Below are 20,626 nucleotides of genomic sequence, written 5' to 3' on the forward strand. Positions count from 1 at the left end.
TCTTTATTATTTGGCCTGGCTATCCAGCAATCCGGCGGCGACGGCAGGCGCTAAGCCCGGCGCCAGCGGCAGGCGGGGGATCACCAGGCAGTGCAGCAGATGGTAAATATCCTGCTTGCCGTCCCAGACTTTGGTGGTCACTTCGTTATTGGTGTCCAGCTCCTGCCACCAGGAACCGTTTTCGTAATCCATCAGGTACTTGATGCAGTAATCCCACCACTTCTGATACCAGGCTTCGTACTGCGCCTCGCCGGTCACGGTATAGAGGGCATAGGCCGTGCCCATCGCCTCGACGATTGGCCAGCGCACGCGTTCCCGCACGATAGGCTTGCCGTCCCAGCCCACGGAGTAGACAAACCCGTCGGCGCCGTCGGGTGCCCAGGCGTCGCGGATGGTGGCGTGGAACAGGCCTTTCGCATCTTCCAGCAGCCATTCAGGCGGGGTTTCAAAGCGGGCTTCCAGCGCGGCGCGCAGGTGCAGCATCAGGCGGCCCCACTCAATCCAGTGTCCCGGTGTGCCGCCGTAGGCGCGGAAGCGGTGAGCAGGGTTATCGATGTTGTAATCGCGGATCGGGTTCCAGTCGGTGTCGAAATGCTCGTTTACGCGATACTCACCTTTGCGCGCTACGTCGTGAATAATCACCGAGGCGATGCGCAGGGCGCGGTCGAGCCATTTGCGGTCATGGGTCACGTCATAGACAATCAGGAAGGCTTCCACGGCGTGCATGTTGGCGTTACCGCCGCGGTAATCTTCCGTTTTGCTGAAGGCTTCATCCCAGGACTCCAGGCACATCTGCTCCTGTTCGCTCCAGAAGTAGCGCTCAATCACCTCGATGGCATCGTCCAGCAGCTTGCGTGCCTGCGGGTGACCGGTGGTGACGGCGCTCGCCGCGCCCAGCAGGACGAAGAAGTGCTGATAGCCCTGCTTGGAGGCATCAATGACGCCTTCATCGTTTACGCAGGCGTACCAGCCGCCGTGCTGTTTGTCGCGTAGCGGGCCGTTGAGGGCATTAATGCCGTGTTCAACCAGGGCATACGCGCCGGGACGGCCCATGTTCGCCGCCACCGCGTACACGTGAAGCATGCGGGCGGTGATCCACAGATGGGTGCCCATATCGCTGCGAACCTGCCCGTTATTGCCCAGCCAGCCAAAGCCGGTCGGTACGGCGGCGTTTTTGCCGAAATCGAGAATGCGGTCGGTCTCTTGTTCGAGCCAGCGGTTGTGGCTCAGGGTGTTAAACCATTTCATGTTCGGGTCCTTTTTTAACGGCGAGCCATCATTTCGTCGACGATCTCACCCAGACGCTGAAGTTTTGGTACGGAAATATCACGCAGCATCAGCTCGGTATCCGGCAGGCCAATCACCGATGACCAGACGGCGCGACCGGCTAAAAAGCCCGATGCCCCTGCCTGCATCGCCACGCTCACGGCGCGCGGGAACAGCTTATCGTCCACGCCGGAGGAGAGGATCACCCACGGCATGGCGATGTTCTCGTTCAGCTTCTGCGAGGCCGCCAGCAGTTCCTGCTGCGTGCCCTTACCAAACAGCGGCATCTCCACCTTGTAGAGGTCGGCACCGCTGTCGCCCAGCTCTTTAGCCGCATCGATAATCGCCTGTTCGCGGTTAAATTCGGCTCCGCGACGCGGCGGACGTACCACCGGCTCGATAATGCTCAGCAGCCCGTTGTCGTGGCACAGCGTATTGAACGCTTTCACCATCTCCAGGCGCTGCTGCGGATCTTCATCGCTACGCCACAGCACCAGCAGCTTCAGCGCCTTGCCGCCGTCGCGTTTGACCGCCTGGGCGTCGATGCTTTTGTCGATCACCACGCTGTCGACCGGAATACCATTCCCCGGAATAAACTCGTCGGCCGCCACAATCATCGCGCAGCTGTTGGCTACGGCCTGCTGCTCCACAATCTGGCGATAGCAGAACTGCTGGTCGACGAGAATGGCAGAGGCGTACGGCGACAGAATCTTCGCCGCGTTGACCTTAAAATCCGTCAGGTGCTGGTCGGTTACCGGCACCGGCGCGCCTGCGGCGGCAAACATCAGGCGCATCGCTTCGCGCTGATCCACGGCCAGCATTGCAAAACCGCCGGAAGGTCGGGTGATATCTTTCAGGGTGTACATCGTCATTCCTCAGTCCTTTCGTATCAGTGTGATTTTTTCAGCCCGGCAGATGCGCGAACCTGTTCAAGAATGGCCGTCCAGTCTTCGCGCCCGCGCCCGGCGGCGCGAGCCTGGTTGTAAACTTCGCGGGACGCCGCGCCCAGCGGCATCGGAACATGGAGCTGGTTAGCCACGTCCAGGGCGATCCCCAGATCTTTATGCGCAAGGTCGATCATGAAGGCCGGGGAAAGATCCCCTTTCAGCACCTTGTTCGGCCATGAGGTAGTGAAGTGGCCTTTACCCGCCGGCGTGCCGCTCATCACCTTCAGCGCCACGTCAAAGGAGAGGCTAAGCGCTTCACACAACACGGCCGCCTCGGCGGAAAGCGCGTTCAGGGCGATGCTCATGTAGTTATTGATGAGCTTTACGCGGATGCCCATGCCCGGCCCGCCGGCGTTAATCAGCTCATTGCCCATCGCCATTAAGACGGGGGTGGCGCGTTCCACCTGCTGCGCGGTGCCGCCCGCCAGCAGAAGCAGCGTGCCGGCGATGGCATGGTCGGACGTGCGTCCCACGGGCACGTCCATCAGGCTGAAGCCGCGTTCAGCCATGTCGCGGATCAGCGCGTCGGTTTGCAGCGGGTGGATGGTGGACATATCAATCACCAGCGCGTCGCGGGATAACCCTTCGCACACGCCGTGCTCGCCGAACAGCACGCTGCGCACCAGGTCGCCGTTTGGCAGCATGGTAATGACGAATTCGGCGTCCGTTGCGGCCTGAGCGGGCGTAGCCGCCGCCCGTGCGCCGCTCTCCACCAGCGCCTGAACCGCCTGCGGGTTCACGTCAAACACGTTAAGCTGGTGGCCTTGCTTTAACAGATTCTTCGCCATTGGCGCGCCCATCTGCCCTAAACCGATAAATGCGATTGCTGACATGCCTCTCTCCTGTCACATCGTGTCAATTTCTGCGCGTTTGTGTTGTCTGTTTTTGATCGTATTTGTAATTTATAGTCAAAAAATTGACACGGGTCACTTTTTAAACATTTGGTGAAATTAAAATGAAGGCATCAGAAATCGCAGAAGGAATCACCATGACTCGCATCGTTTGTGTCGGCATTACCGTGCTGGATCGCATCTGGTATCTCGATGATTTACCTAAGGAAGGAGGGAAATATGTCGCGAAAGACTATACGGAAGTGGGCGGTGGCCCGGCGGCCACGGCGGCGGTGGCCGCGGCAAAACTGGGTGCGGAAGTGGATTTTATTGGCCGGGTGGGGGACGACGATACCGGCAGACGGCTGCTTGCGGAGCTGGAATCCCTGGGGGTAAACACCCGCTATACACGCGTGTTTAAAGGTGCCCGATCGTCACAATCCGCGGTGCTGGTGGACGCAGGCGGAGAACGAGTGATTGCCAACTATCCCAGCCCCGATCTCCCTGCCACGGCAGACTGGCTGCATGAAATCGACTTCTCGCAATGGGATATCGTGTTAGCAGACGTGCGCTGGCATGACGGGGCAAAACAGGCGTTTACGCTGGCCCGTCAGCAGGGCGTTCCTACTTTGCTTGATGCTGACGTTACCCCGCAGGACATCGCGGAGCTGATAGCCTTAAGCGACCACGCGGCCTTCTCCGCGCCGGGCCTGCGGCGACTAACTCAGTTGGATAAAGCAGAAGATGCTCTTAAAAAAGCACAAATGCTCACAAATGGACATGTGTATGTCACTCAGGGGCGAGACGGCTGCTACTGGCTGGAAAACAGCGCCTTGTGTCATCAATCCGGCTTTGAGGTGAACGTGGTGGATACCACCGGCGCGGGCGACGTTTTCCACGGCGCGCTGGCGTTCAGCCTGGGACAGCAATCCACCGCCGCAGACGCCGTGCGTTTTGCCAGCGCCGTCGCAGCCCTGAAATGCACAAAGCCCGGCGGGCGCGCGGGTATACCCGACTGTGATCAAACCCGCTCTTTTTTGTCACTTTTTGTATAAAATGCGGAGCGTGATGGTTTTCAGAGGACAGCCCATGAGCCTTACCGAACTGACCGGCAACCCGCGTCACGATCAGCTGCTGACGCTGATTGCCGATCGCGGCTATATGAACATTGATGAACTGGCGCAGCTGCTGGACGTGTCGACGCAAACGGTGCGCCGGGATATCCGTAAGCTCAGCGAGCAGGGGCTGATCACGCGTCATCACGGCGGCGCGGGCAGGGCATCCAGCGTGGTGAACACGGCGTTCGAACAGCGCGAAGTGTCGCTTACCGAAGAGAAGCGGGCGATTGCCGAGGCGATTGCGGACTATATTCCCGACGGCTCAACTATTTTCATCACCATCGGCACGACTGTAGAGCACGTTGCCCGGGCGCTGCTTAACCATAATCATCTGCGCATCATCACCAACAGCCTGCGGGTGGCGCATATTCTGTATAAGAACCCGCGCTTTGAAGTGATGGTGCCGGGCGGCACGCTGCGCCCGCACAACGGCGGCATTATCGGGCCTGCGGCGACGGCGTTTGTGTCTGGTTTTCGGGCGGACTATCTCGTGACCAGCGTCGGTGCGATTGAGCACGACGGCGCGATGATGGAGTTTGACGTGAATGAAGCCAGCGTGGTGAAAACCATGATGGCCCACTCTCGCCACATTTTGCTGGCGGCCGATCATACGAAATTTAACGCATCCGCCGCGGTGGAAATTGGCAACGTGGCGCAGACAACGGCTCTTTTCACCGATGAGATGCCCGGCTCGGCGCTGCAAAATCATCTGAAATCCAGCAAGGTTGAAACGGTGCTGGCCTGTACCAGCGATGATATCGCCTGAAGCAAAAAGCCGCTGATTTCTCAGCGGCTTTTTTGTTATTTGAAGCTGTATTTTATTCCCAGCATTCCCTGCGTATCGCTGTAGCCTTTATCGCCAATCTGCTGTGCCACATTGCCCCAGACGCTAAGCTGCGGGGTAATCTGCCCCTCTACGCCCGTCTTTAACTCACCAATATTGCGCGTACCGCGCATCTCATTGCTGACGTCATCCATGCGGATGCGCGTGGTCTGGGTATTGTGGATCCAGTTCGCTTCAATAAACGGCTGGAAGGTGCGTGATTTAGCGTCATCCATCGCGTTATGTCCGCTGATATAGGCCTTCACGCCGAGACGCGTCATCAGGTTGCCCTGGGTTTCGTCTTTCACCCGCGTGCCGTTACGCTCGCGATGGTCGTCAGCCTGCACGTCCATCCAAACGGCCTGCGCCTTCGGCTGGATCCAGTAGCTGTTGCGGCCGCTTTCACCCACCTTAACGCTATAGCCCGCTTCGACAGAGGCGGTTATGCCGCTGGAGCGATAACGCTCGGTCGCCTGGTCCTGCCCCATCACCTTATTGTCAAACCAGTTATACAGCACCCAGCTATCAACGTAGGTGCCGCTTTTATCGGCTTCGTTTGCGTACCAGGTACCGTACAGACCTACGCTATAGCCATTCACTTCGCCACGTGAGTGGTATCCGGTCAGGCTGGAAGCGCTCCGGCTCTGGCTGTTACCGTAGCCCGCCATCAGGCCAAGATGCCAGCGGTCCAGGCCATCTGTGCTCCATTGGGCGATATCGCCACCCAACTGCAGTACGTAACGGTTGGCTGTCGTTTTTAGCTGGCCGCTGCCGTCGTTGAAACGCGCATGCCCGCCGACGTTTCGCATCCAAAGGCTCGTCACTTTTTGCTCGCCGGTGAGCATGTCGGTGTACTGCGTTTCACCCAGACGATCGTGCAGGCGGGTCATAAACAGCGTATTTGCCGCATAGCTGTTTGCCTGATAGCTGCCAAATTCTGGGCGATACTGATGCTCGCTTTTCGGCGGCGCAGGTGGCGGTACCGGTTCTTGCGGCGGAATCACCGGGTCGACGGGCGGATCTACCGGGACGACAGGCGGGTCGACAGGGTCAACAGGTGGATCCACCGGGTCAACAGGCGGGTCTACCGGTTCAACTGGCGGATCTACCGGGTCGATCGGTGGGTCAACGGGTTCAGCCAGGCTGGTCAGAAACCAGTTCTTACCTTTCTGCACAACGTTATAGTCATAACCCCCCGCTACGATACGGCTGGCCTTCTCAAACGTTCCCTCCGAGTTGCCGCCAACGCTGACTATTTCAATCCCTTCAACGGTTTGTGCGCCTGCACCACCAATGTTGTTTACGTCAACCGCGGTACGACCGGATGTGTTTCCTTCAACAATCAGCCTGTCAGTTTCAGAGGTATCGTCAGACAGCACGGTATTGAAAACCAGCTTACCGCCGTTGCCTGTGTAATCCTCGTTGATGGTCAGGGTTTGCCAGGCCGCGTCCTCAGCATGCTGGAAATTTATCGTGCCGCCCGCGTTCAGGGTCAGGCTGGTCAGCGTTGAGCTGTCGCGCATATTCCAGACGGCATCATTCATCGTAAGCGCAAGAGTACCGGTCCCGGCAGCGTTGCTTTCTATGTACGATGCTCCGTTCCACAGCGAGCTGTTACCCATTGTCAGCGTAATGGTACTGTTTTGTGCCGGAAGGGTACTGTTGGCCGCGACGCCACCTGCGGCGAGGATATCGCCGTTAAGGAGGAATTTTCCGCCTGCAGAGGCATCAATAATTCCGCCATTGCTGGCGTTCAGGGCATAGCTACCCTGGTCGCGCTGGCCTGCGGTGGTAATGGTTGCCCCACCGTCGAGCGTTATCACGCCGCGTGACCAGGCATACATCCCGTGCGGTGCCTGGGCGGAGCTGCTGGTTTTCTCGCTGCTGTTGACCGCAATGGTGACGTTATCTCCCACATTTACCGCTGCTGTATAAGCGTAGATGCCATGCGCGCTGGCACCGTTGGTGGTGATGGTCGCGCCTTCATCAAGGGTGATGGTTGACGAGCCGGTAGAGTACACGCCGGAGGCACTGGCTGCGTCGGTGGTAATGGTCGCTTTTTTTCCCAGCTCGATTCTGGAGGCAGAACCCGCATACAGGCCGTAGGCCGAGGTGCCAAACGTTTCGATGGTGGCCTCATCCCCCAGACGGACGGATGAGCCGCTCTGGTTGGTACGAATCCCCTCGGCGTAGGTACCCCGCGTCACAATATGCGCACGATCGCCGACGACAATGTTATTTTTGGCCTTCGAGGCATCATTCAGTGCATAGGCGCTAATACCGCGACCGGTACTGCCAGTGGTTTCGATATAGAGATCGTCACCCACATAAATATTGGCGGAGCCGAGAGAACCCTGGCTGAAGGAGCTGTACCCGGCATTGATGCCATCGCCGCTTTGGCCATTAACGTAAATGTGGGTGCGGTCGCCGGTAATGATAAACACTGGGTTATTCGGCGTGTTCATACCGTGGGTACGAATACCGTCGACATCTTTACCGTTATTGGCAGCCACTTTTGACTGGGTACGAATAGTCAGGTCGTCACCAAATATCACCCCCGGGCTGCCGGACGTGGAGTTCTGAATAACGGTCACGGAGTGCTCAAAGGCTTCCGCCCCCGGCCCTTCGAGAGTGATCCCATCCCCGTAGACTGGAATATTGCCAGGGCTGTACTGGTAGACATAGTTAGGATCGCTGGTATTTTTGCTAAAGTTCGCGTTTGCCGTTGCAGGAATCAGCGCCTGTATTTCCGCAGGCAAATCCGTTACTGCTCCGGTGGCTGGTAAATTAGCAAAATCGATAACTGCAGCATTCGCGGTAAATAGCGCTGACGATAGTGCCAGCGAAATCGCAACGGCGACAGGTGAATGTTTCAATAAATATGGCATAACTGCCCCCTTTCTTTCAGGCGTAAAACATCCTCCACATCATTAAATGTGGGTATGTTAAGAAGTTGAAATTACAAAATAGAAACGAGTATTTTATGAATGCTGGTACCTAACTTCCTCTCTAATCGTATTTTATGAACGTAAATTTTTTTCACATCAACGCTGGTTGTTTTTATTATCTCCCGGAGACACACCCCTGAAATAAGTCTGTTAAGTAAAGTGAATTCAACAGTGTTCAGGGTATTACCACGCCTGCTGCTCACTCGCCTGCCGGAAAAAAGATGGTTAATTTTTTCCTGCAATATAGCGTCATCGTCATCTGAATAAATAATTCCCTTTATTTCACTGTGGTGAGCGAAAAAGTAGTGAGCCAACGCCTCCAGTTTACGGTCCGCGATAAGCACGATGTGCATATTGGTCATCGCCAGATGTTCAATCCATTGCGGATCGACAAGCAGGCGCAGGTTATACATCGAAAAATCTACAAAAATAAATCCGCGTAATAAATGATTCTTGTTCCCAGACAATATTTTATTTTCTACTGCAAGTTGCAGGAAATAATTCCCCACCGGCCAAACTGCGAAGGAGGCGCTGCCACAGTATTGTGAACGCACCGTGTTATCCGGAAATAACTGACAGGACAATTCGCAGCTTATACAGCGGACAACCTTTTGCGACGATGTTATCATCCAGTCCACTCCTGTCTTATTTTCATTATCAATATTTCACTGCCTTTCAAATGTGTCAATCTTGAAACATATCCAGCGTTTCTGTCGTATTTATGAGAAATAATGCCAGAGAAAATAAATTCCTGGCTGTCTCTATTCTTGCAGGCCGCAGACATAGCGACAGAACATTGATTGCCAGACCTTACCCAGGAATATTCATCAATCCATTAAGATTATTCGGCAAAAACAACCCCGGAAGGAAATTGACGAAATAGCACTAATAGCTAAAGAATCGTCACCTCGATCTGCCTGAACGTCAGTCTTTTCTCAACGTGTGGCTCAATATAATTATTTGACCTGGTGAAGTGTAATGAAATCTCATTATGTCCTTTTAGCTGAGGCTCACCTAAGAAAACCGACTTGTAATCAATTGAAAAATAATGCGATGTTTCAAATCTTAGGTACGGGTATGTCGCGCTCTAATCCTTCTGACCTATACTGTTGTTAAATATACGTATGTTTTTTGGGTTTGTGGGGTTAAATATTGTTATTGCAGAGGAAGGTAAAATTGTATCTTATTAACAAGCTGGTCGAGTATGACCCGGAAAACAAAACCCTGGCGAATCATATTACCGGGCGCACGATACATTTGCAGCTTCCTGCCAATCTCTGCTTTCTTTATCTCGTTACCCATCCTGGCGAAATAATTTCGCAAAATCAGTTAATGGTGGTGGGATGGGGTGAGCGTAACGATGTCACCACACCGAATACCTTTTACCAGGCCATTTTGACATTGCGCAATGCGCTGGCTGAAGTGGGGTTACCGCGCGATACGGTAAAAACGATTTCGCGTCGCGGGCTGACGCTTTCCGAAACCACCCAGGTTGAAGTATTTACCCCAACCGCCGAGCCGGTAATTGCCAGTGAAGACGCGGCAATAGCCGAGGGCACCGCGGTGAAGAAGCCAGCGTGGTTAATAATAGCCACCGCTGCGCTTTTTCTGATCGCGCTTATTAACGGGGTCATATTATATAAACATCACCAGAACATGCCGTTTAGTCACTACATTCCACTTTCAATGGGCAGCACGACCAACGCCTGCCAACTCTTTTATGCACCTAATGAACATATGCAGGACCATTACCTTCGCTTGTTAAAAAATTACCCCAGCCTGTGTGCCGGAAACCGATACATTTTTCTCATCGGCTATAGTAAAACGGAGCGAATCGCGGCGTTTGTCTGTAATAACGATGCGCGACATGACGCGGCAGCGTTATGTACCACGCATTATTTTTGGGCGCATGAGCAATGATGACACTCGGGAATCGTATTATTTTGCTGGCGGCGTTGCTGGGGGCTGCTATTACCAGCGGCTGGTTAGCGTATTCGCATTTTTCGAGTGCGCCGATACGCTGTACAGGTGATGTGGAGTGGACGATTGGTAAAAACCGATTTGTAGGAACGGTTTCATGGCGAATGCAGCATCGGGAAGGGACCGCTGTCATTAACGGTAAACTGTTTGGTCACGTGGTTTCTGAAGTCAACCGCACCATCTATTTCCACTACAGCGATCACCAGAACGCGCGCGTATTAAATAACGATCGTATTGTTAAAACCTTCGCCGATAGTGCGGATGAGGCTGATATCAATGCAACGCTACCGGGTTTTTATCGCACGCCGGGAAGAGATCTGAGCCTGATGATTGATGAGTACCGTGGAGCGTGGCTTTTTGCCGCGTCAAACGTCCCTTCGCTGTACTGCCGTAAAAACGCGCCGTAAAAATCAATCGCACACCTTAGACGGCACGCATAGTCAAATCTCGTGATTCCCGCTACAGTTATCTCTCCACGGCGAAAGGAGATAAACATGCTTTATATCTTTGACTTAGGAAACGTAATCGTCGATATCGATTTTAACCGGGTGCTGGGTGCCTGGAGCGACTTTAGCCGTGTGCCGCTGGCGACGTTAAAGCAGGATTTCGCGATGGGTGAGACCTTCCATCAGCATGAACGCGGCGAGATTAGCGATGAAGAGTTTGCTGAACGCTTCTGCCAGGAGATGGGGCTTTCGTTAAGCTATGAACAATTTTCTCACGGCTGGCAGGCGGTATTCGTCGCGATCCGTCCGGAAGTGATCGACATTATGCACAAACTGCGCGAGCAGGGGCACCGGGTGGTCGTGCTGTCTAACACCAACCGTCTGCACACGACCTTCTGGCCAGAGGAATACCCCGAAGTTAAGGCGGCGGCAGATAAGATCTATCTTTCCCAAGAGATGGGTATGCGTAAGCCTGAAGCGCGAATTTATCAGGCTGTTTTGCAGGCAGAGGGATTCACCGCGGCCGATGCGGTCTTTTTCGATGACAACGCCGATAATATAGAGGGAGCTAACCAGTTGGGTATCACGTCAATTCTGGTGACCGGAAAAGAGACGATACCGAACTACTTTGCGAAGCAGTTATGCTAAAAACCGTTCATCAAAAAGCCACGCATCATACTCGCCCGCTGAGAGCCTGGCTGAAGTTGCTCTGGCACCGCATTGATGAGGACAACATGACCACGCTGGCGGGTAACCTCGCCTACGTGTCGTTGCTCTCATTAGTGCCGCTGGTGGCGGTTATCTTTGCGCTCTTTTCCGCTTTCCCGATGTTCGCGGACGTTAGCCTGCAGCTTCGCCATTTCGTCTTCGCGAACTTCATTCCGGCCACCGGGGATGTTATCCAGAACTACATCGAGCAGTTTGTTGCTAACTCCAGCAAGATGACGGCAGTGGGGGCGTGCGGCCTTATCGTCACCGCGCTGCTGCTGATGTACTCTATCGACAGCGCGCTTAACACCATCTGGCGAAGCAAAAAAATCCGTCCTAAGGTCTATTCCTTTGCCGTCTACTGGATGATTTTAACGCTGGGGCCGTTGCTGGCTGGGGCGAGCCTGGCAATCAGTTCGTATCTTCTCTCCTTGCGCTGGGCGAGTGATTTAAACAGCGTGATTGATAACGTGCTGCGTATTTTTCCGCTGATCCTGTCCTGGCTCTCGTTCTGGCTGCTCTATAGCGTTGTACCGACCACGCGCGTGCCTAACCGCGATGCGGTCGTTGGGGCGTTGGTGGCGGCAGTGCTTTTTGAACTGGGTAAAAAAGGTTTTGCCCTTTACATCACCATGTTCCCGTCTTATCAGCTGATTTACGGCGTGCTGGCGGTGATCCCCATTTTATTTGTCTGGGTTTACTGGACCTGGTGTATCGTCTTGCTTGGTGCCGAAATAACTGTCACTCTCGGCGTATACCGCGAACTTAAAAAAGCAGCAGAAGCTGAAAAACAATTAGAAGCAGACCAACCATGATTGCATTGATACAGCGCGTAACCCGTGCCAGCGTCACCGTGGAGGGAGAGGTGACGGGTGAAATTGGCCCAGGACTTTTGGTGTTGTTAGGTGTCGAAAAGGATGATGACGAACAAAAAGCGAACCGCTTATGCGAGCGCGTGCTGGGCTACCGCATATTCAGCGATGCGGAAGGCAAGATGAATCTGAACGTCCAGCAGGCGGGCGGCAGCGTGCTGGTGGTTTCCCAGTTTACGCTGGCAGCGGATACCGAGCGCGGCATGCGCCCAAGTTTCTCTAAAGGCGCCGCGCCGGATCGTGCAGAAGCACTTTACGAATACTTTGTTGAGCGTTGTCGCCAACAGGAAATGAATACGCAAACCGGACGATTCGCTGCAGATATGCAGGTCTCGCTGGTGAACGATGGCCCCGTCACATTCTGGCTCCAGGTATGAGCCAACTGGCGGCGTGGCCGCGGGTAACAAGAGAGAGTACAGCTATGTATCACCTTCGAGTACCGCAAACGGAAGAAGAGTTAGAAGCGTATTACCAGTTCCGCTGGGAAATGCTGCGCAAGCCACTGCATCAGCCAAAAGGATCTGAACGCGACGCCTGGGATGCGATGGCCCATCATCAGATGGTGATGGACGAAGAGGGCAACCTCGTCGCCGTCGGGCGACTGTATATCAACGCTGATAACGAAGCGTCTATTCGTTTTATGGCGGTTCACCCTTCCGTGCAGGATAAAGGGCTGGGGACGCTAATGGCGATGACGCTGGAGTCCGTCGCCCGTCAGGAAGGCGTTAAGCGCGTCACCTGTAGCGCCCGGGAAGATGCCGTGGAGTTTTTTGCCAAACTCGGTTTTGTTAACCAGGGTGAAATCACCGCTCCGCAAACCACGCCGATTCGCCACTTTTTGATGATCAAACCCATCGCCACGCTGGACGATATTCTTCATCGCGCGGACTGGTGCGGGCAGCTGCAGCAGGCCTGGTATGAACACATCCCTCTGAGTGAAAAGATGGGCGTGCGCATTCAGCAGTACACCGGGCAAAAATTCATTACCACCATGCCGGAAACCGGCAATCAGAACCCTCACCACACCCTGTTTGCCGGCAGCCTGTTTTCCCTGGCGACGCTCACCGGCTGGGGGCTGATCTGGCTAATGCTGCGCGAGCGGCATCTTGGCGGCACCATTATTCTGGCCGATGCCCACATCCGCTACAGTGCGCCTATCAGCGGCAAGCCGAGCGCGGTGGCGGACCTTGGCGCGCTGGGCGGCGATCTTGATCGTCTGGCACGTGGCCGCAAAGCGCGCGTGCAGATGCAGGTTGAGCTGTTCGGCGATGAAACGCCGGGCGCGGTGTTTGAAGGCACCTATATCGTTCTTCCTGCGAAGCCGTATGGGGCGTATGAAGAGGGCGGGAACGAGGAGGAGTAGTCTCCTTCTCACTCTCGTCCGGCATGGTTAATGCGCCAGGCAATATCTCGCATAACGTCTCGCGCTGACTGGCTAATTCCACTCAACTGAAAGAAGCCGTGTATTACCCCCCGCCATCGTTGAGCGGTACACTTCACGCCTTGCTCCGTGAGGCGCTGACAAAGCGCCTCGCCTTCGTCGCGTAACGGATCATACTCAGCGGTAACAATGTGGACCTTTGGCAGACCGCTAAAGTCGTTGCGCCACAGTGGGCTGACTTCAGGATGCTGACGGTCGGCTCCAGCCAGATACATTTCATAGCCGCTCAAAAGGGTATCGCGAGTAATCACGTAATCCATGCCATTGAGGGTATAGCTTTCAAAACTGGCCGTAGCGTCGAGCATGGGGTAGATAAGAATGAGCTGCGGGGGATCCCAGAGACCTTTGGCCTTAAGCCGCAATGACGTTACCAGCGCAAGATGGCCTCCCGCGCTGTCTCCACAAAGTGTAATCCGGTTTTTATCCACACCTAATTGTTCTGCATTTTGCCAGACAAGATCTGCCGCTCTCTCTGCATCGTCATGCGCTGCGGGGAAGGTATGCTCGGGTGCGAGTCTGTACTGAACCGCAATGACCCGACAGTTACCGTAAAACGCCAGTTGGCGAAGCTGATTATCATGGGTTTCAAACCCACCGCTGACAAAACAACCGCCATGATAGTAGAGGGCACAAGGTAACGTTTCAGAGGCATTGACAGGCGAAAATACCCGAAAGGTCAAATCCTCAAGAATAAGCGTTTCAACCTGGACACGAGTTTCTTTTTCCCCGGCCAGCGCTGTGCTGGCGACATATCCGCTTCTCCGGTCATCAATACTCTGCTTTCGCGAGGAAGGTCGTCCTGCGGCAATAAACTCCTGTACCAGCTTATCAATACCCTTCTCCAGAGCCATGGTTACGTCCTTTTACTGTGTGTTTATACAGTTTATAGCCTGGTTTACAGCAGATGAAAACAGAGAAATGTTGCGAGGTGCATATTGTGGAAAGCGGCTCGCAAAATCGATCATTCCCTAAAAAACGTCCTTTGACCCTAAATTGATAAAGAGTATTTTGCCTGAAAATTAACCAATGATGATATACTAAGGTGATATATGAGCGTTTTGGCGGAACTTGATATGGGCAGAATACTTATCGATTTGTCTGATGACGTGATTCAACGTTTGGATAACCTCAAGCAATTGCGAAATCAACCACGTGCCGAACTGCTTCGCGAAGCGATAGAGCTGTATCTCGACCAGCAGAGTTCTTCTGTTATCCGAAATGCGCTTGGTCTGTGGGGAGACAGAAAAGAGGACGGGCTTGAGTATGAACGCAAGCTGCGTGAGGAGTGGTAATCATGAAGCACATGGCAGTGTTTGATACCAATATTCTCATTGATCTCTTCAACAACCGTGTTGAAGCTGCGGATGCGATTGAGCATACCGCGTCGCATCGTGCCATCAGCTTAATTACCTGGATGGAAGTGATGGTGGGCGCTCGCAGGCATGGTCATGAAGCGAAAACGGCAGCCGTGATGGGCGCTTTTGAAATTATTGATGTGTCTCGGGATATCGCGGAAAGAAGCGTTTTACTACGTGAGAAGCATGGAATGAAACTGCCTGATGCTATCATCCTGGCTACAGCGCAAAGCAGAAAATGTCCGTTGATTTCTCGCAACACGAAAGTTTTTGCGGGTATTGACGAGGTCCTTACGCCTTACCAGGTGTAGGCCGGGCAAGCTCGCGCCGCCCGGCACTCTCACAGGAGATTACTCCCCTTCACCCGGGAACAGGAACGGGTTGATCGAGCTACGGGCAAAGCCCTCTTGCTCCATCTTCGCATCCAGAATCAGCGAGGCGAGATCGTCGGCCACCGCTTCAACTTTCGGGTCTTTTTCCTGATACAGGATCTTCAGGTAGGTTCCGCAGTCGCCGCAGCTTTCGGCTTTCACCGCCGCGTCTTCATTCTCCAGCGACCAGTAGTTGAGATCGCGAGTCTGCTCGCAGTTGCTGCACTTCACGCGCACCACGTGCCACTCGGTTTCACACAGGTTGCAGTGCAGGTAGCGCAGCCCCTGCGTGGTCCCAATCTGCACCATGCTGGAGACCGGCATTGAGCCGCAGACCGGGCAGAACTGGCGCGCTTCGCCGTATTCGGCGCGGGCTTTGCCCGGGATCAGGCTCGCCATTTGCGCCCAGTAGAGCGACAGCGCGGCCCAGATAAACGGCGCTTTATCGCTGCTGACCAGCGAGAAGTCGGAGGCAAACAGCGCGCTCGCCATCTCTTCCAGCTCCAGATCGGAGGCTTTTTCCAGGTTCTCAATGACCGCCAGCGCCGTGCCGCTCATCTCCGGCTTCAGCTCGGCAATCAGCGAATGAAGCAGCTTATGCCAGTGCTTGTCGCGTGGCAGGACGTGAATATCCAGCGGCGGCTTGCCCTGCTCGTTAGCTTCTTTGATGCGCGCGGTCAGGTCCATTTGCAGCGGGTGATCGTACAGCACCACCTCCTGCGCATGGGCGACCAGCGCGGCAAAACGCAGAAAATCGCCCAGCGGGTTGTTCTCTGCCAGCTCGCGCAGACGCTCTGCGCGGCGGTTGTAGAGGTTCTTGAGTCTGGGGAATAACAACGGCGGAATATACTCCGCCGTACGTTTCTCGCTCGACCCCAGCTCATCTTGCGGGATTATGCGAATACTCATTCAGATGACTTTTCCTGTTTCTGGCGGACTTCACGGTACCAGCGCGGGTGATGTTTCTTCGCCCACGTTTTGGTTACCCATCCTTCCACCATCGCGGTAATGGTGCCTTTCACCCAGAGGGCGGCGTAAATATGCACCATGATAACCACAATTAACGCCACTGCGGCAAATGAATGCAGCATTAGCGCAAATCGGATCACCGGGATTGAGAAAGCAGGCGCAAAATACGGACGCCAGATGATCACGCCGCTCACCAGCAACAGGACCAGGAAGATAATCGCCGCCCAGAAGACGCATTTCTGGCCGAAGTTATAACGCCCGGTATCACCTACTTCCTCGTTGACGACGATCTTACGAATATTCTTCGCCCAAAAGATATCATCCCGATTGATTAGGTTATGGTGCCAGTAGCGGAAAAACATGATGATAAACGAGGCAAACATCACCACACCCACGAACGGGTGAAGGATGCGCGCCAGCTGCGGCGTGCCCAGGATCTGCATCAGCCAGTTGAAGGAGGGGAAGAAGAACCCCAGCCCGCTTATCGCCGCCAGCATGAAGCAGAAGGCGGTGACCCAGTGGTTGATGCGTTCCGGCGCGGTGTAGCGCACGATGGTGTCACGTTTTCTCATTTGCGCACCTCGTCTTTCTCTTCATGCAGGTTGTCGTCTTCCTCTTCCGCACGGTTCGGACCAACGCCGACGTAGTGGAAGATGCTCGCTGCGAAGGTGGCAGCAAAGCCCACCGCGGCCAGCGGTTTCCAGATGCCTTTCCAGAACTTCACGGTGGCGCTGATTTCCGGGTTCTCTGGCAGGCCGTGATACAGGTTCGGCTTGTCGGCGTGGTGCAGCACGTACATCACGTGCGTACCGCCAACCCCGGCCGGATCGTACAGGCCCGCGTTGTCGTAACCACGGGTTTTCAACTCGCCCACGCGCTCTGCCGCCAGCGTTTTCATATCCTCTTTGGAGCCAAAGTGGATAGCGCCGGTTGGGCAGGTCTTCACGCATGCAGGCTCCTGGCCCACGTTAACGCGGTCAACGCACAGGGTACATTTGTAGACGCGGTTGTCTTCCGGGTTCATGCGCGGCACGTCGAACGGACAGCCCGCGATGCAGTAGCCGCAGCCAATGCACTGCTCGGACTGGAAGTCGACGATGCCGTTGGCATACTGAATGATAGCTCCTTCTGACGGACACGCCTTCAGGCAGCCCGGATCCGCGCAGTGCATACAGCCGTCTTTGCGGATAAGCCATTCCAGTTTGTCGTTCTGCTCCACTTCCGAGAAACGCATTACCGTCCAGGACTTGGCGGTCAGGTCTGCCGGGTTATCGTACACCCCGACGTTGTGACCCACTTCGTCACGGATGTCGTTCCACTCAGAGCAGGCCACCTGACAGGCTTTACAGCCGATACAGGTGGTCACGTCGATCAGCTTCGCCACTTCCTGCTGGTGGTCCCGCGCCTGAGGCGCGGGTGTGAAACCGTTGGTCGCGGAACGACGGATAATGTCTTGAGATTGATAAGCCATAAGTCGTCTCCGTTACACCTTTTCCACGTTCACGAGGAAGGCCTTAAACTCCGGCGTCTGCGTGTTCGCATCGCCGACGAACGGCGTCAGGGTGTTCGCAATGAACCCTTTCTTCGCCACGCCCTCATAACCCCAGTGAATTGGGATGCCGATGGTATCCACCTGCTGACCGTGAACGTTCAGCGTGCGAATACGCTTGGTCACCACCGCCTTGGCCTTGATGTAGCCGCGGTTAGAGGAGACCTTCACGGTATCGCCATGGGCAATGCCGAGCTTGTTCGCCAGCTTCTCGCCGATCTCCACAAACTGTTCCGGCTGCGCGATGGCGTTAAGCAGCGCGTGCTTGGTCCAGTAGTGGAAGTGTTCGGTCAGACGGTAAGTGGTGCCCACGTACGGGAACTTGTCTTTTTTACCCAGCGCTTCAAAGTCGCCCTTGAAGATACGCGCTGCCGGGTTAGAGACCACGTTCGGGTGCAGCGGGTTGGTGCCCAGCGGCGTCTCAAACGGCTCGTAATGTTCCGGGAACGGCCCTTCTGCCATCTTATCGATAGCAAACAGACGGCCCATCCCTTCAGGCTGCATGATAAACGGCCCAACGTCGCTGCCTGGTGCGGCAGTGCTGTAGTCCGGAATATCCACGCCGCCCCATTTCGCGCCGTCCCACTTCAGCAGCTGACGCTTCGGATCCCACGGGTTACCCTGCGGGTCAGCGGAGGCACGGTTATAGAGGATGCGGCGGTTCAGTGGCCACGCCCATGCCCAGCCCAGCGTATTGCCGAGGCCCGACGGGTCGGCGTTGTCGCGGTTGGCCATCTGGTTGCCTTTCGGCGTCCAGCTACCGGCAAAGATCCAGCAGCCGCTGGAAGTGGTACCGTCATCGCGCAGGTGGGCGAAGGTGCTGAGCTGGTCGCCTTTCTTCGCCAGAACCGCGCCGGTGGCCGGGTCGATAACGTCCGCCAGCGCCTTACCGTTGCTCTCCATAGCCACTTCTTCCGGCGCAGGATTTTCCGGCGTCGAGTAGTTCCAGGTCATGTTCAGCACCGGCTCAGGGTTCGCGCCGCCTTCTGCCGCATACATCTTACGCAGGCGTAAGAAGATACCGGCCAGGATCTCGCCGTCGTTCATGGCGATGCCCGGGGCGTCCGCGCCTTTCCAGTGCCACTGCAGCCAGCGGCCGGAGTTGACGATAGAACCGTTCTCTTCCGCGAAGCAGGTAGACGGCAGGCGGAACACTTCGGTCTGAATCTTCGACGGATCGACGTCGTTTGATTCGCCGTGGTTCTGCCAGAAGGTCGAGGTCTCGGTGTTGAGCGGGTCAATCGTCACCAGGAACTTCAGCTTCGAGAGGGATTCAACAACCTTGTTCTTGTTCGGGAACGACGCCACCGGGTTAAAGCCCTGGCAGATATAGCCGTTGACCTGGCCCTGGTGCATCATCTCGAAGTACTGGAGAACGTCGTAACCTTTGTCCCACTTCGGCAGCCAGTCAAAGCCCCAGCTGTTTTCCGCCGTCGCTTTGTCGCCGTAGAAGGCTTTCATCAGCGAGACGAAGAACTTTGGATAGTTGCCCCAGTAGTTCACCTGGCCTTCGAGCAGCGGTTTTGGCGTGCTGGCCGTCAGGTAGGTCTGCAGGTCAGTCTGTTTCTCGCTCGGCAGGTTCATGTAACCCGTCAGGCTCTGAGACAGCAGGCCGAGGTCGGTCAGACCCTGGATGTTAGAGTGACCGCGCAGGGCGTTCACGCCGCCGCCTGCCATCCCCATGTTGCCGAGCAGCAGCTGCACCATTGCCATGGTACGGATGTTCTGCGCGCCGATGGAGTGCTGCGTCCAGCCGAGTGCATACAGGAACGACGCGGTTTTGTCCTTCGCGCTGGTCTCCGCGATCAGCTCGCAGACCTTCAGGAAGTCCGCCTTCGGCGTGCCGCAGATGTTCTCGACAACGTCCGGCGTGTAGCGGGAAACGTGCTCTTTCAGCAGGTTCCATACGCAGCGCGGGTGTTGCAGGGTGGTGTCGCGCTTCGCAAAGCCTTTCTCATCCAGCTCGTAGTTCCAGCTGGTTTTATCGTACTTGCGTTTTTCCGCGTCATAACCGCTGAACAGGCCATCTTCGAAGTGGTAATCCTCACGCACGATCAGGCTGGCGTTGGTATAGGCTTCGGTGTACTCGCGGTTATATTTTTCGTTGGTCATCAGGTACAGCAGTACGCCTGACAGGAAAGTGATGTCAGTACCTGAACGAATAGGGGTGTAGAAATCCGCCACTGACGCAGTACGCGTAAAGCGGGGATCGATCACAATCAGTTTCGCACCGTTGTGGATTTTGGCTTCCATCGCCCAGCGGAACCCGACAGGGTGCGCTTCAGCGGCGTTACCGCCCATCACCACAATGAGGTTGGCGTTCTTGATGTCGACCCAGTGGTTGGTCATCGCACCGCGACCAAATGTTGGAGCAAGACTTGCTACCGTTGGTCCGTGTCAGACACGCGCCTGGTTGTCGACCGCGAGCATACCGAGTGCGCGCGTAAATTTCTGGGTTAAATAGCCGGTTTCGTTGCTGGAGGCAGAAGCACACAGCATCCCGGTGGAGAGCCAGCGGTTGACCGTGACGCCATCGGCGTTCTTCTCAATAAAGTTGGCATCGCGGTCTTCTTTAATATGTTTTGCGATGCGGTCAAACGCCTCTTCCCAGCTGATTTGCTGCCATTTATCGGAGCCAGGTGCGCGATATTCCGGGAATTTCAGACGGCTTTCGGAGTGGATAAAGTCCACCAGACCGGCCCCTTTCGGGCACAGCGCGCCGCGGTTGACCGGATGGTCCGGGTCGCCTTCGATATGGAAAATAGACGCTTTGGCGTTTTTCGCACCGTCGCCGAGGCTATACATCAACAGCCCACAGCCGACGGAGCAGTACGTACAGGTGTTACGGGTTTCGCGGGTGCGCAGCAGTTTGTACTGCCGCGTTTCCGCCAGCGCTACGCCGGGCGCAAAGCCCAGTGCCGCCGCCGTGGTGCCTGCCATACCGCCAGCGCAGATCTTAAAGAACTGCCTTCTGCTGACCTGCATGGGTCACTCCTTGTTCGA

The 20,626-nt window shown here is 55.4% G+C and carries 20 protein-coding genes; 10 read left to right on the plus strand and 10 right to left on the minus strand.

Annotated features, from left to right (window positions below):
* Window positions 1-6: 6 nt before the first annotated feature.
* From yihS to yihU, 3 genes are read right to left on the minus strand one after another with little or no spacing between them, the layout of a single operon-like run.
* Complete coding sequence (gene yihS, locus IM265_RS11855) at window positions 7-1,248, minus strand: sulfoquinovose isomerase (RefSeq protein WP_023345127.1); 1,242 nt, start codon at window positions 1,246-1,248, stop codon at window positions 7-9.
* 14 nt (window positions 1,249-1,262) lie between these two features.
* Window positions 1,263-2,138, minus strand: coding sequence for a sulfofructosephosphate aldolase (gene yihT / locus IM265_RS11860; protein ID WP_045260226.1), 876 nt, complete (start codon window positions 2,136-2,138; stop codon window positions 1,263-1,265).
* A gap of 17 nt (window positions 2,139-2,155) precedes the next feature.
* A complete protein-coding gene (gene yihU, locus IM265_RS11865; protein WP_193031927.1) occupies window positions 2,156-3,046 on the minus strand; it encodes a sulfolactaldehyde 3-reductase in 891 nt (296 codons plus the stop codon).
* Window positions 3,047-3,201: 155 nt separating this feature from the next.
* On the opposite strand from yihU, the gene IM265_RS11870 reads away from it, so the two are divergent.
* Together IM265_RS11870 and IM265_RS11875 are read left to right on the plus strand one after the other, a co-directional pair.
* Window positions 3,202-4,098 (plus strand): sugar kinase, encoded by an 897-nt coding sequence (locus IM265_RS11870; RefSeq protein ID WP_193031925.1) that lies wholly within the window; start codon window positions 3,202-3,204, stop codon window positions 4,096-4,098.
* A gap of 34 nt (window positions 4,099-4,132) precedes the next feature.
* Window positions 4,133-4,927, plus strand: a complete 795-nt coding sequence (locus IM265_RS11875) for a DeoR/GlpR family DNA-binding transcription regulator (protein WP_032644939.1) — start codon at window positions 4,133-4,135, stop codon at window positions 4,925-4,927.
* A gap of 35 nt (window positions 4,928-4,962) precedes the next feature.
* Here the strand turns inward: IM265_RS11875 and IM265_RS11880 are convergent, their stop codons facing one another.
* Both IM265_RS11880 and IM265_RS11885 read right to left on the minus strand, forming a co-directional pair.
* Window positions 4,963-7,872 (minus strand): autotransporter outer membrane beta-barrel domain-containing protein, encoded by a 2,910-nt coding sequence (locus tag IM265_RS11880; protein WP_193031923.1) that lies wholly within the window; start codon window positions 7,870-7,872, stop codon window positions 4,963-4,965.
* A 71-nt stretch (window positions 7,873-7,943) separates the two neighbouring features.
* Window positions 7,944-8,561, minus strand: coding sequence for a helix-turn-helix transcriptional regulator (locus IM265_RS11885; protein ID WP_193031921.1), 618 nt, complete (start codon window positions 8,559-8,561; stop codon window positions 7,944-7,946).
* A gap of 547 nt (window positions 8,562-9,108) precedes the next feature.
* Between IM265_RS11885 and IM265_RS11890 the strand changes: the two genes are divergently transcribed.
* From IM265_RS11890 to fabY, 6 genes are all read left to right on the plus strand, one after another.
* Window positions 9,109-9,852, plus strand: a complete 744-nt coding sequence (locus tag IM265_RS11890) for a winged helix-turn-helix domain-containing protein (RefSeq protein WP_063437454.1) — start codon at window positions 9,109-9,111, stop codon at window positions 9,850-9,852.
* Window positions 9,849-10,319, plus strand: a complete 471-nt coding sequence (locus IM265_RS11895) for a hypothetical protein (protein WP_028014878.1) — start codon at window positions 9,849-9,851, stop codon at window positions 10,317-10,319. The genes IM265_RS11890 and IM265_RS11895 overlap by 4 nt, the downstream gene beginning before the upstream one ends.
* An 87-nt stretch (window positions 10,320-10,406) precedes the next feature.
* Window positions 10,407-11,006: a glucose-1-phosphatase gene (gene yihX / locus IM265_RS11900; protein WP_045260234.1), complete on the plus strand. Its 600-nt coding sequence runs from the start codon at window positions 10,407-10,409 to the stop codon at window positions 11,004-11,006.
* On the plus strand, window positions 11,000-11,881 hold the full coding sequence (locus IM265_RS11905; protein ID WP_045260235.1) for a virulence factor BrkB family protein: 882 nt from the start codon (window positions 11,000-11,002) through the stop codon (window positions 11,879-11,881). Before yihX ends, IM265_RS11905 begins: the two co-directional genes overlap by 7 nt.
* Window positions 11,878-12,315: a D-aminoacyl-tRNA deacylase gene (gene dtd / locus IM265_RS11910; protein ID WP_008501836.1), complete on the plus strand. Its 438-nt coding sequence runs from the start codon at window positions 11,878-11,880 to the stop codon at window positions 12,313-12,315. The genes IM265_RS11905 and dtd overlap by 4 nt, the downstream gene beginning before the upstream one ends.
* 44 nt (window positions 12,316-12,359) lie before the next feature.
* Window positions 12,360-13,301: a fatty acid biosynthesis protein FabY gene (fabY, locus tag IM265_RS11915; protein ID WP_028014875.1), complete on the plus strand. Its 942-nt coding sequence runs from the start codon at window positions 12,360-12,362 to the stop codon at window positions 13,299-13,301.
* Between the two features lie 8 nt (window positions 13,302-13,309).
* On the opposite strand, the gene IM265_RS11920 is transcribed toward fabY, so the two are convergent.
* Window positions 13,310-14,230, minus strand: a complete 921-nt coding sequence (locus IM265_RS11920) for an alpha/beta hydrolase (RefSeq protein WP_150145348.1) — start codon at window positions 14,228-14,230, stop codon at window positions 13,310-13,312.
* A 198-nt stretch (window positions 14,231-14,428) separates the two neighbouring features.
* Here IM265_RS11920 and IM265_RS11925 point away from each other — a divergent pair, with 198 nt between their 5' ends.
* Both IM265_RS11925 and IM265_RS11930 read left to right on the plus strand, forming a co-directional pair.
* Window positions 14,429-14,671, plus strand: a complete 243-nt coding sequence (locus IM265_RS11925; RefSeq protein ID WP_015569912.1) for a ribbon-helix-helix domain-containing protein — start codon at window positions 14,429-14,431, stop codon at window positions 14,669-14,671.
* Window positions 14,671-15,045, plus strand: coding sequence for a PIN domain-containing protein (locus IM265_RS11930; protein ID WP_370551790.1), 375 nt, complete (start codon window positions 14,671-14,673; stop codon window positions 15,043-15,045). The genes IM265_RS11925 and IM265_RS11930 overlap by 1 nt, the downstream gene beginning before the upstream one ends.
* 39 nt (window positions 15,046-15,084) lie before the next feature.
* Here the strand turns inward: IM265_RS11930 and fdhE are convergent, their stop codons facing one another.
* The 4 genes from fdhE to fdnG are packed head-to-tail and all read right to left on the minus strand — an operon-like array spanning window position 15,085 to window position 20,608.
* Window positions 15,085-16,014 carry a formate dehydrogenase accessory protein FdhE gene (gene fdhE / locus IM265_RS11935; protein WP_028014872.1) on the minus strand — a complete coding sequence of 310 codons (930 nt, stop codon included), beginning with the start codon at window positions 16,012-16,014 and terminating at the stop codon, window positions 15,085-15,087.
* On the minus strand, window positions 16,011-16,646 hold the full coding sequence (fdoI, locus tag IM265_RS11940) for a formate dehydrogenase cytochrome b556 subunit (protein WP_015569914.1): 636 nt from the start codon (window positions 16,644-16,646) through the stop codon (window positions 16,011-16,013). Before fdoI ends, fdhE begins: the two co-directional genes overlap by 4 nt.
* On the minus strand, window positions 16,643-17,545 hold the full coding sequence (fdxH, locus tag IM265_RS11945) for a formate dehydrogenase subunit beta (protein WP_003861960.1): 903 nt from the start codon (window positions 17,543-17,545) through the stop codon (window positions 16,643-16,645). Before fdxH ends, fdoI begins: the two co-directional genes overlap by 4 nt.
* 12 nt (window positions 17,546-17,557) lie before the next feature.
* Window positions 17,558-20,608, minus strand: a complete 3,051-nt coding sequence (gene fdnG, locus IM265_RS11950) for a formate dehydrogenase-N subunit alpha (RefSeq protein WP_100171272.1) — start codon at window positions 20,606-20,608, stop codon at window positions 17,558-17,560.
* Between the last annotated feature and the right edge of the window lie 18 nt (window positions 20,609-20,626).

The sequence above is a fragment of the Enterobacter cloacae complex sp. P17RS genome, from assembly GCF_014895885.1.
In the GTDB taxonomy this organism is placed as follows: domain Bacteria; phylum Pseudomonadota; class Gammaproteobacteria; order Enterobacterales; family Enterobacteriaceae; genus Enterobacter; species Enterobacter bugandensis.

Bases quoted from the DNA above. Each gene is read 5' to 3' on its own strand.
- yihS (WP_023345127.1), bottom strand. From the start codon at position 1,248: ATGAAATGGTTTAACACCCTGAGCCACAACCGCTGGCTCGAACAAGAG.
- yihT (WP_045260226.1), bottom strand. From the start codon at position 2,138: ATGACGATGTACACCCTGAAAGATATCACCCGACCTTCCGGCGGTTTT.
- yihU (WP_193031927.1), bottom strand. From the start codon at position 3,046: ATGTCAGCAATCGCATTTATCGGTTTAGGGCAGATGGGCGCGCCAATG.
- IM265_RS11870 (WP_193031925.1), top strand. From the start codon at position 3,202: ATGACTCGCATCGTTTGTGTCGGCATTACCGTGCTGGATCGCATCTGG.
- IM265_RS11875 (WP_032644939.1), top strand. From the start codon at position 4,133: ATGAGCCTTACCGAACTGACCGGCAACCCGCGTCACGATCAGCTGCTG.
- IM265_RS11880 (WP_193031923.1), bottom strand. From the start codon at position 7,872: ATGCCATATTTATTGAAACATTCACCTGTCGCCGTTGCGATTTCGCTG.
- IM265_RS11885 (WP_193031921.1), bottom strand. From the start codon at position 8,561: ATGATAACATCGTCGCAAAAGGTTGTCCGCTGTATAAGCTGCGAATTG.
- IM265_RS11895 (WP_028014878.1), top strand. From the start codon at position 9,849: ATGATGACACTCGGGAATCGTATTATTTTGCTGGCGGCGTTGCTGGGG.
- yihX (WP_045260234.1), top strand. From the start codon at position 10,407: ATGCTTTATATCTTTGACTTAGGAAACGTAATCGTCGATATCGATTTT.
- IM265_RS11905 (WP_045260235.1), top strand. From the start codon at position 11,000: ATGCTAAAAACCGTTCATCAAAAAGCCACGCATCATACTCGCCCGCTG.
- dtd (WP_008501836.1), top strand. From the start codon at position 11,878: ATGATTGCATTGATACAGCGCGTAACCCGTGCCAGCGTCACCGTGGAG.
- fabY (WP_028014875.1), top strand. From the start codon at position 12,360: ATGTATCACCTTCGAGTACCGCAAACGGAAGAAGAGTTAGAAGCGTAT.
- IM265_RS11920 (WP_150145348.1), bottom strand. From the start codon at position 14,230: ATGGCTCTGGAGAAGGGTATTGATAAGCTGGTACAGGAGTTTATTGCC.
- IM265_RS11925 (WP_015569912.1), top strand. From the start codon at position 14,429: ATGAGCGTTTTGGCGGAACTTGATATGGGCAGAATACTTATCGATTTG.
- fdhE (WP_028014872.1), bottom strand. From the start codon at position 16,014: ATGAGTATTCGCATAATCCCGCAAGATGAGCTGGGGTCGAGCGAGAAA.
- fdoI (WP_015569914.1), bottom strand. From the start codon at position 16,646: ATGAGAAAACGTGACACCATCGTGCGCTACACCGCGCCGGAACGCATC.
- fdxH (WP_003861960.1), bottom strand. From the start codon at position 17,545: ATGGCTTATCAATCTCAAGACATTATCCGTCGTTCCGCGACCAACGGT.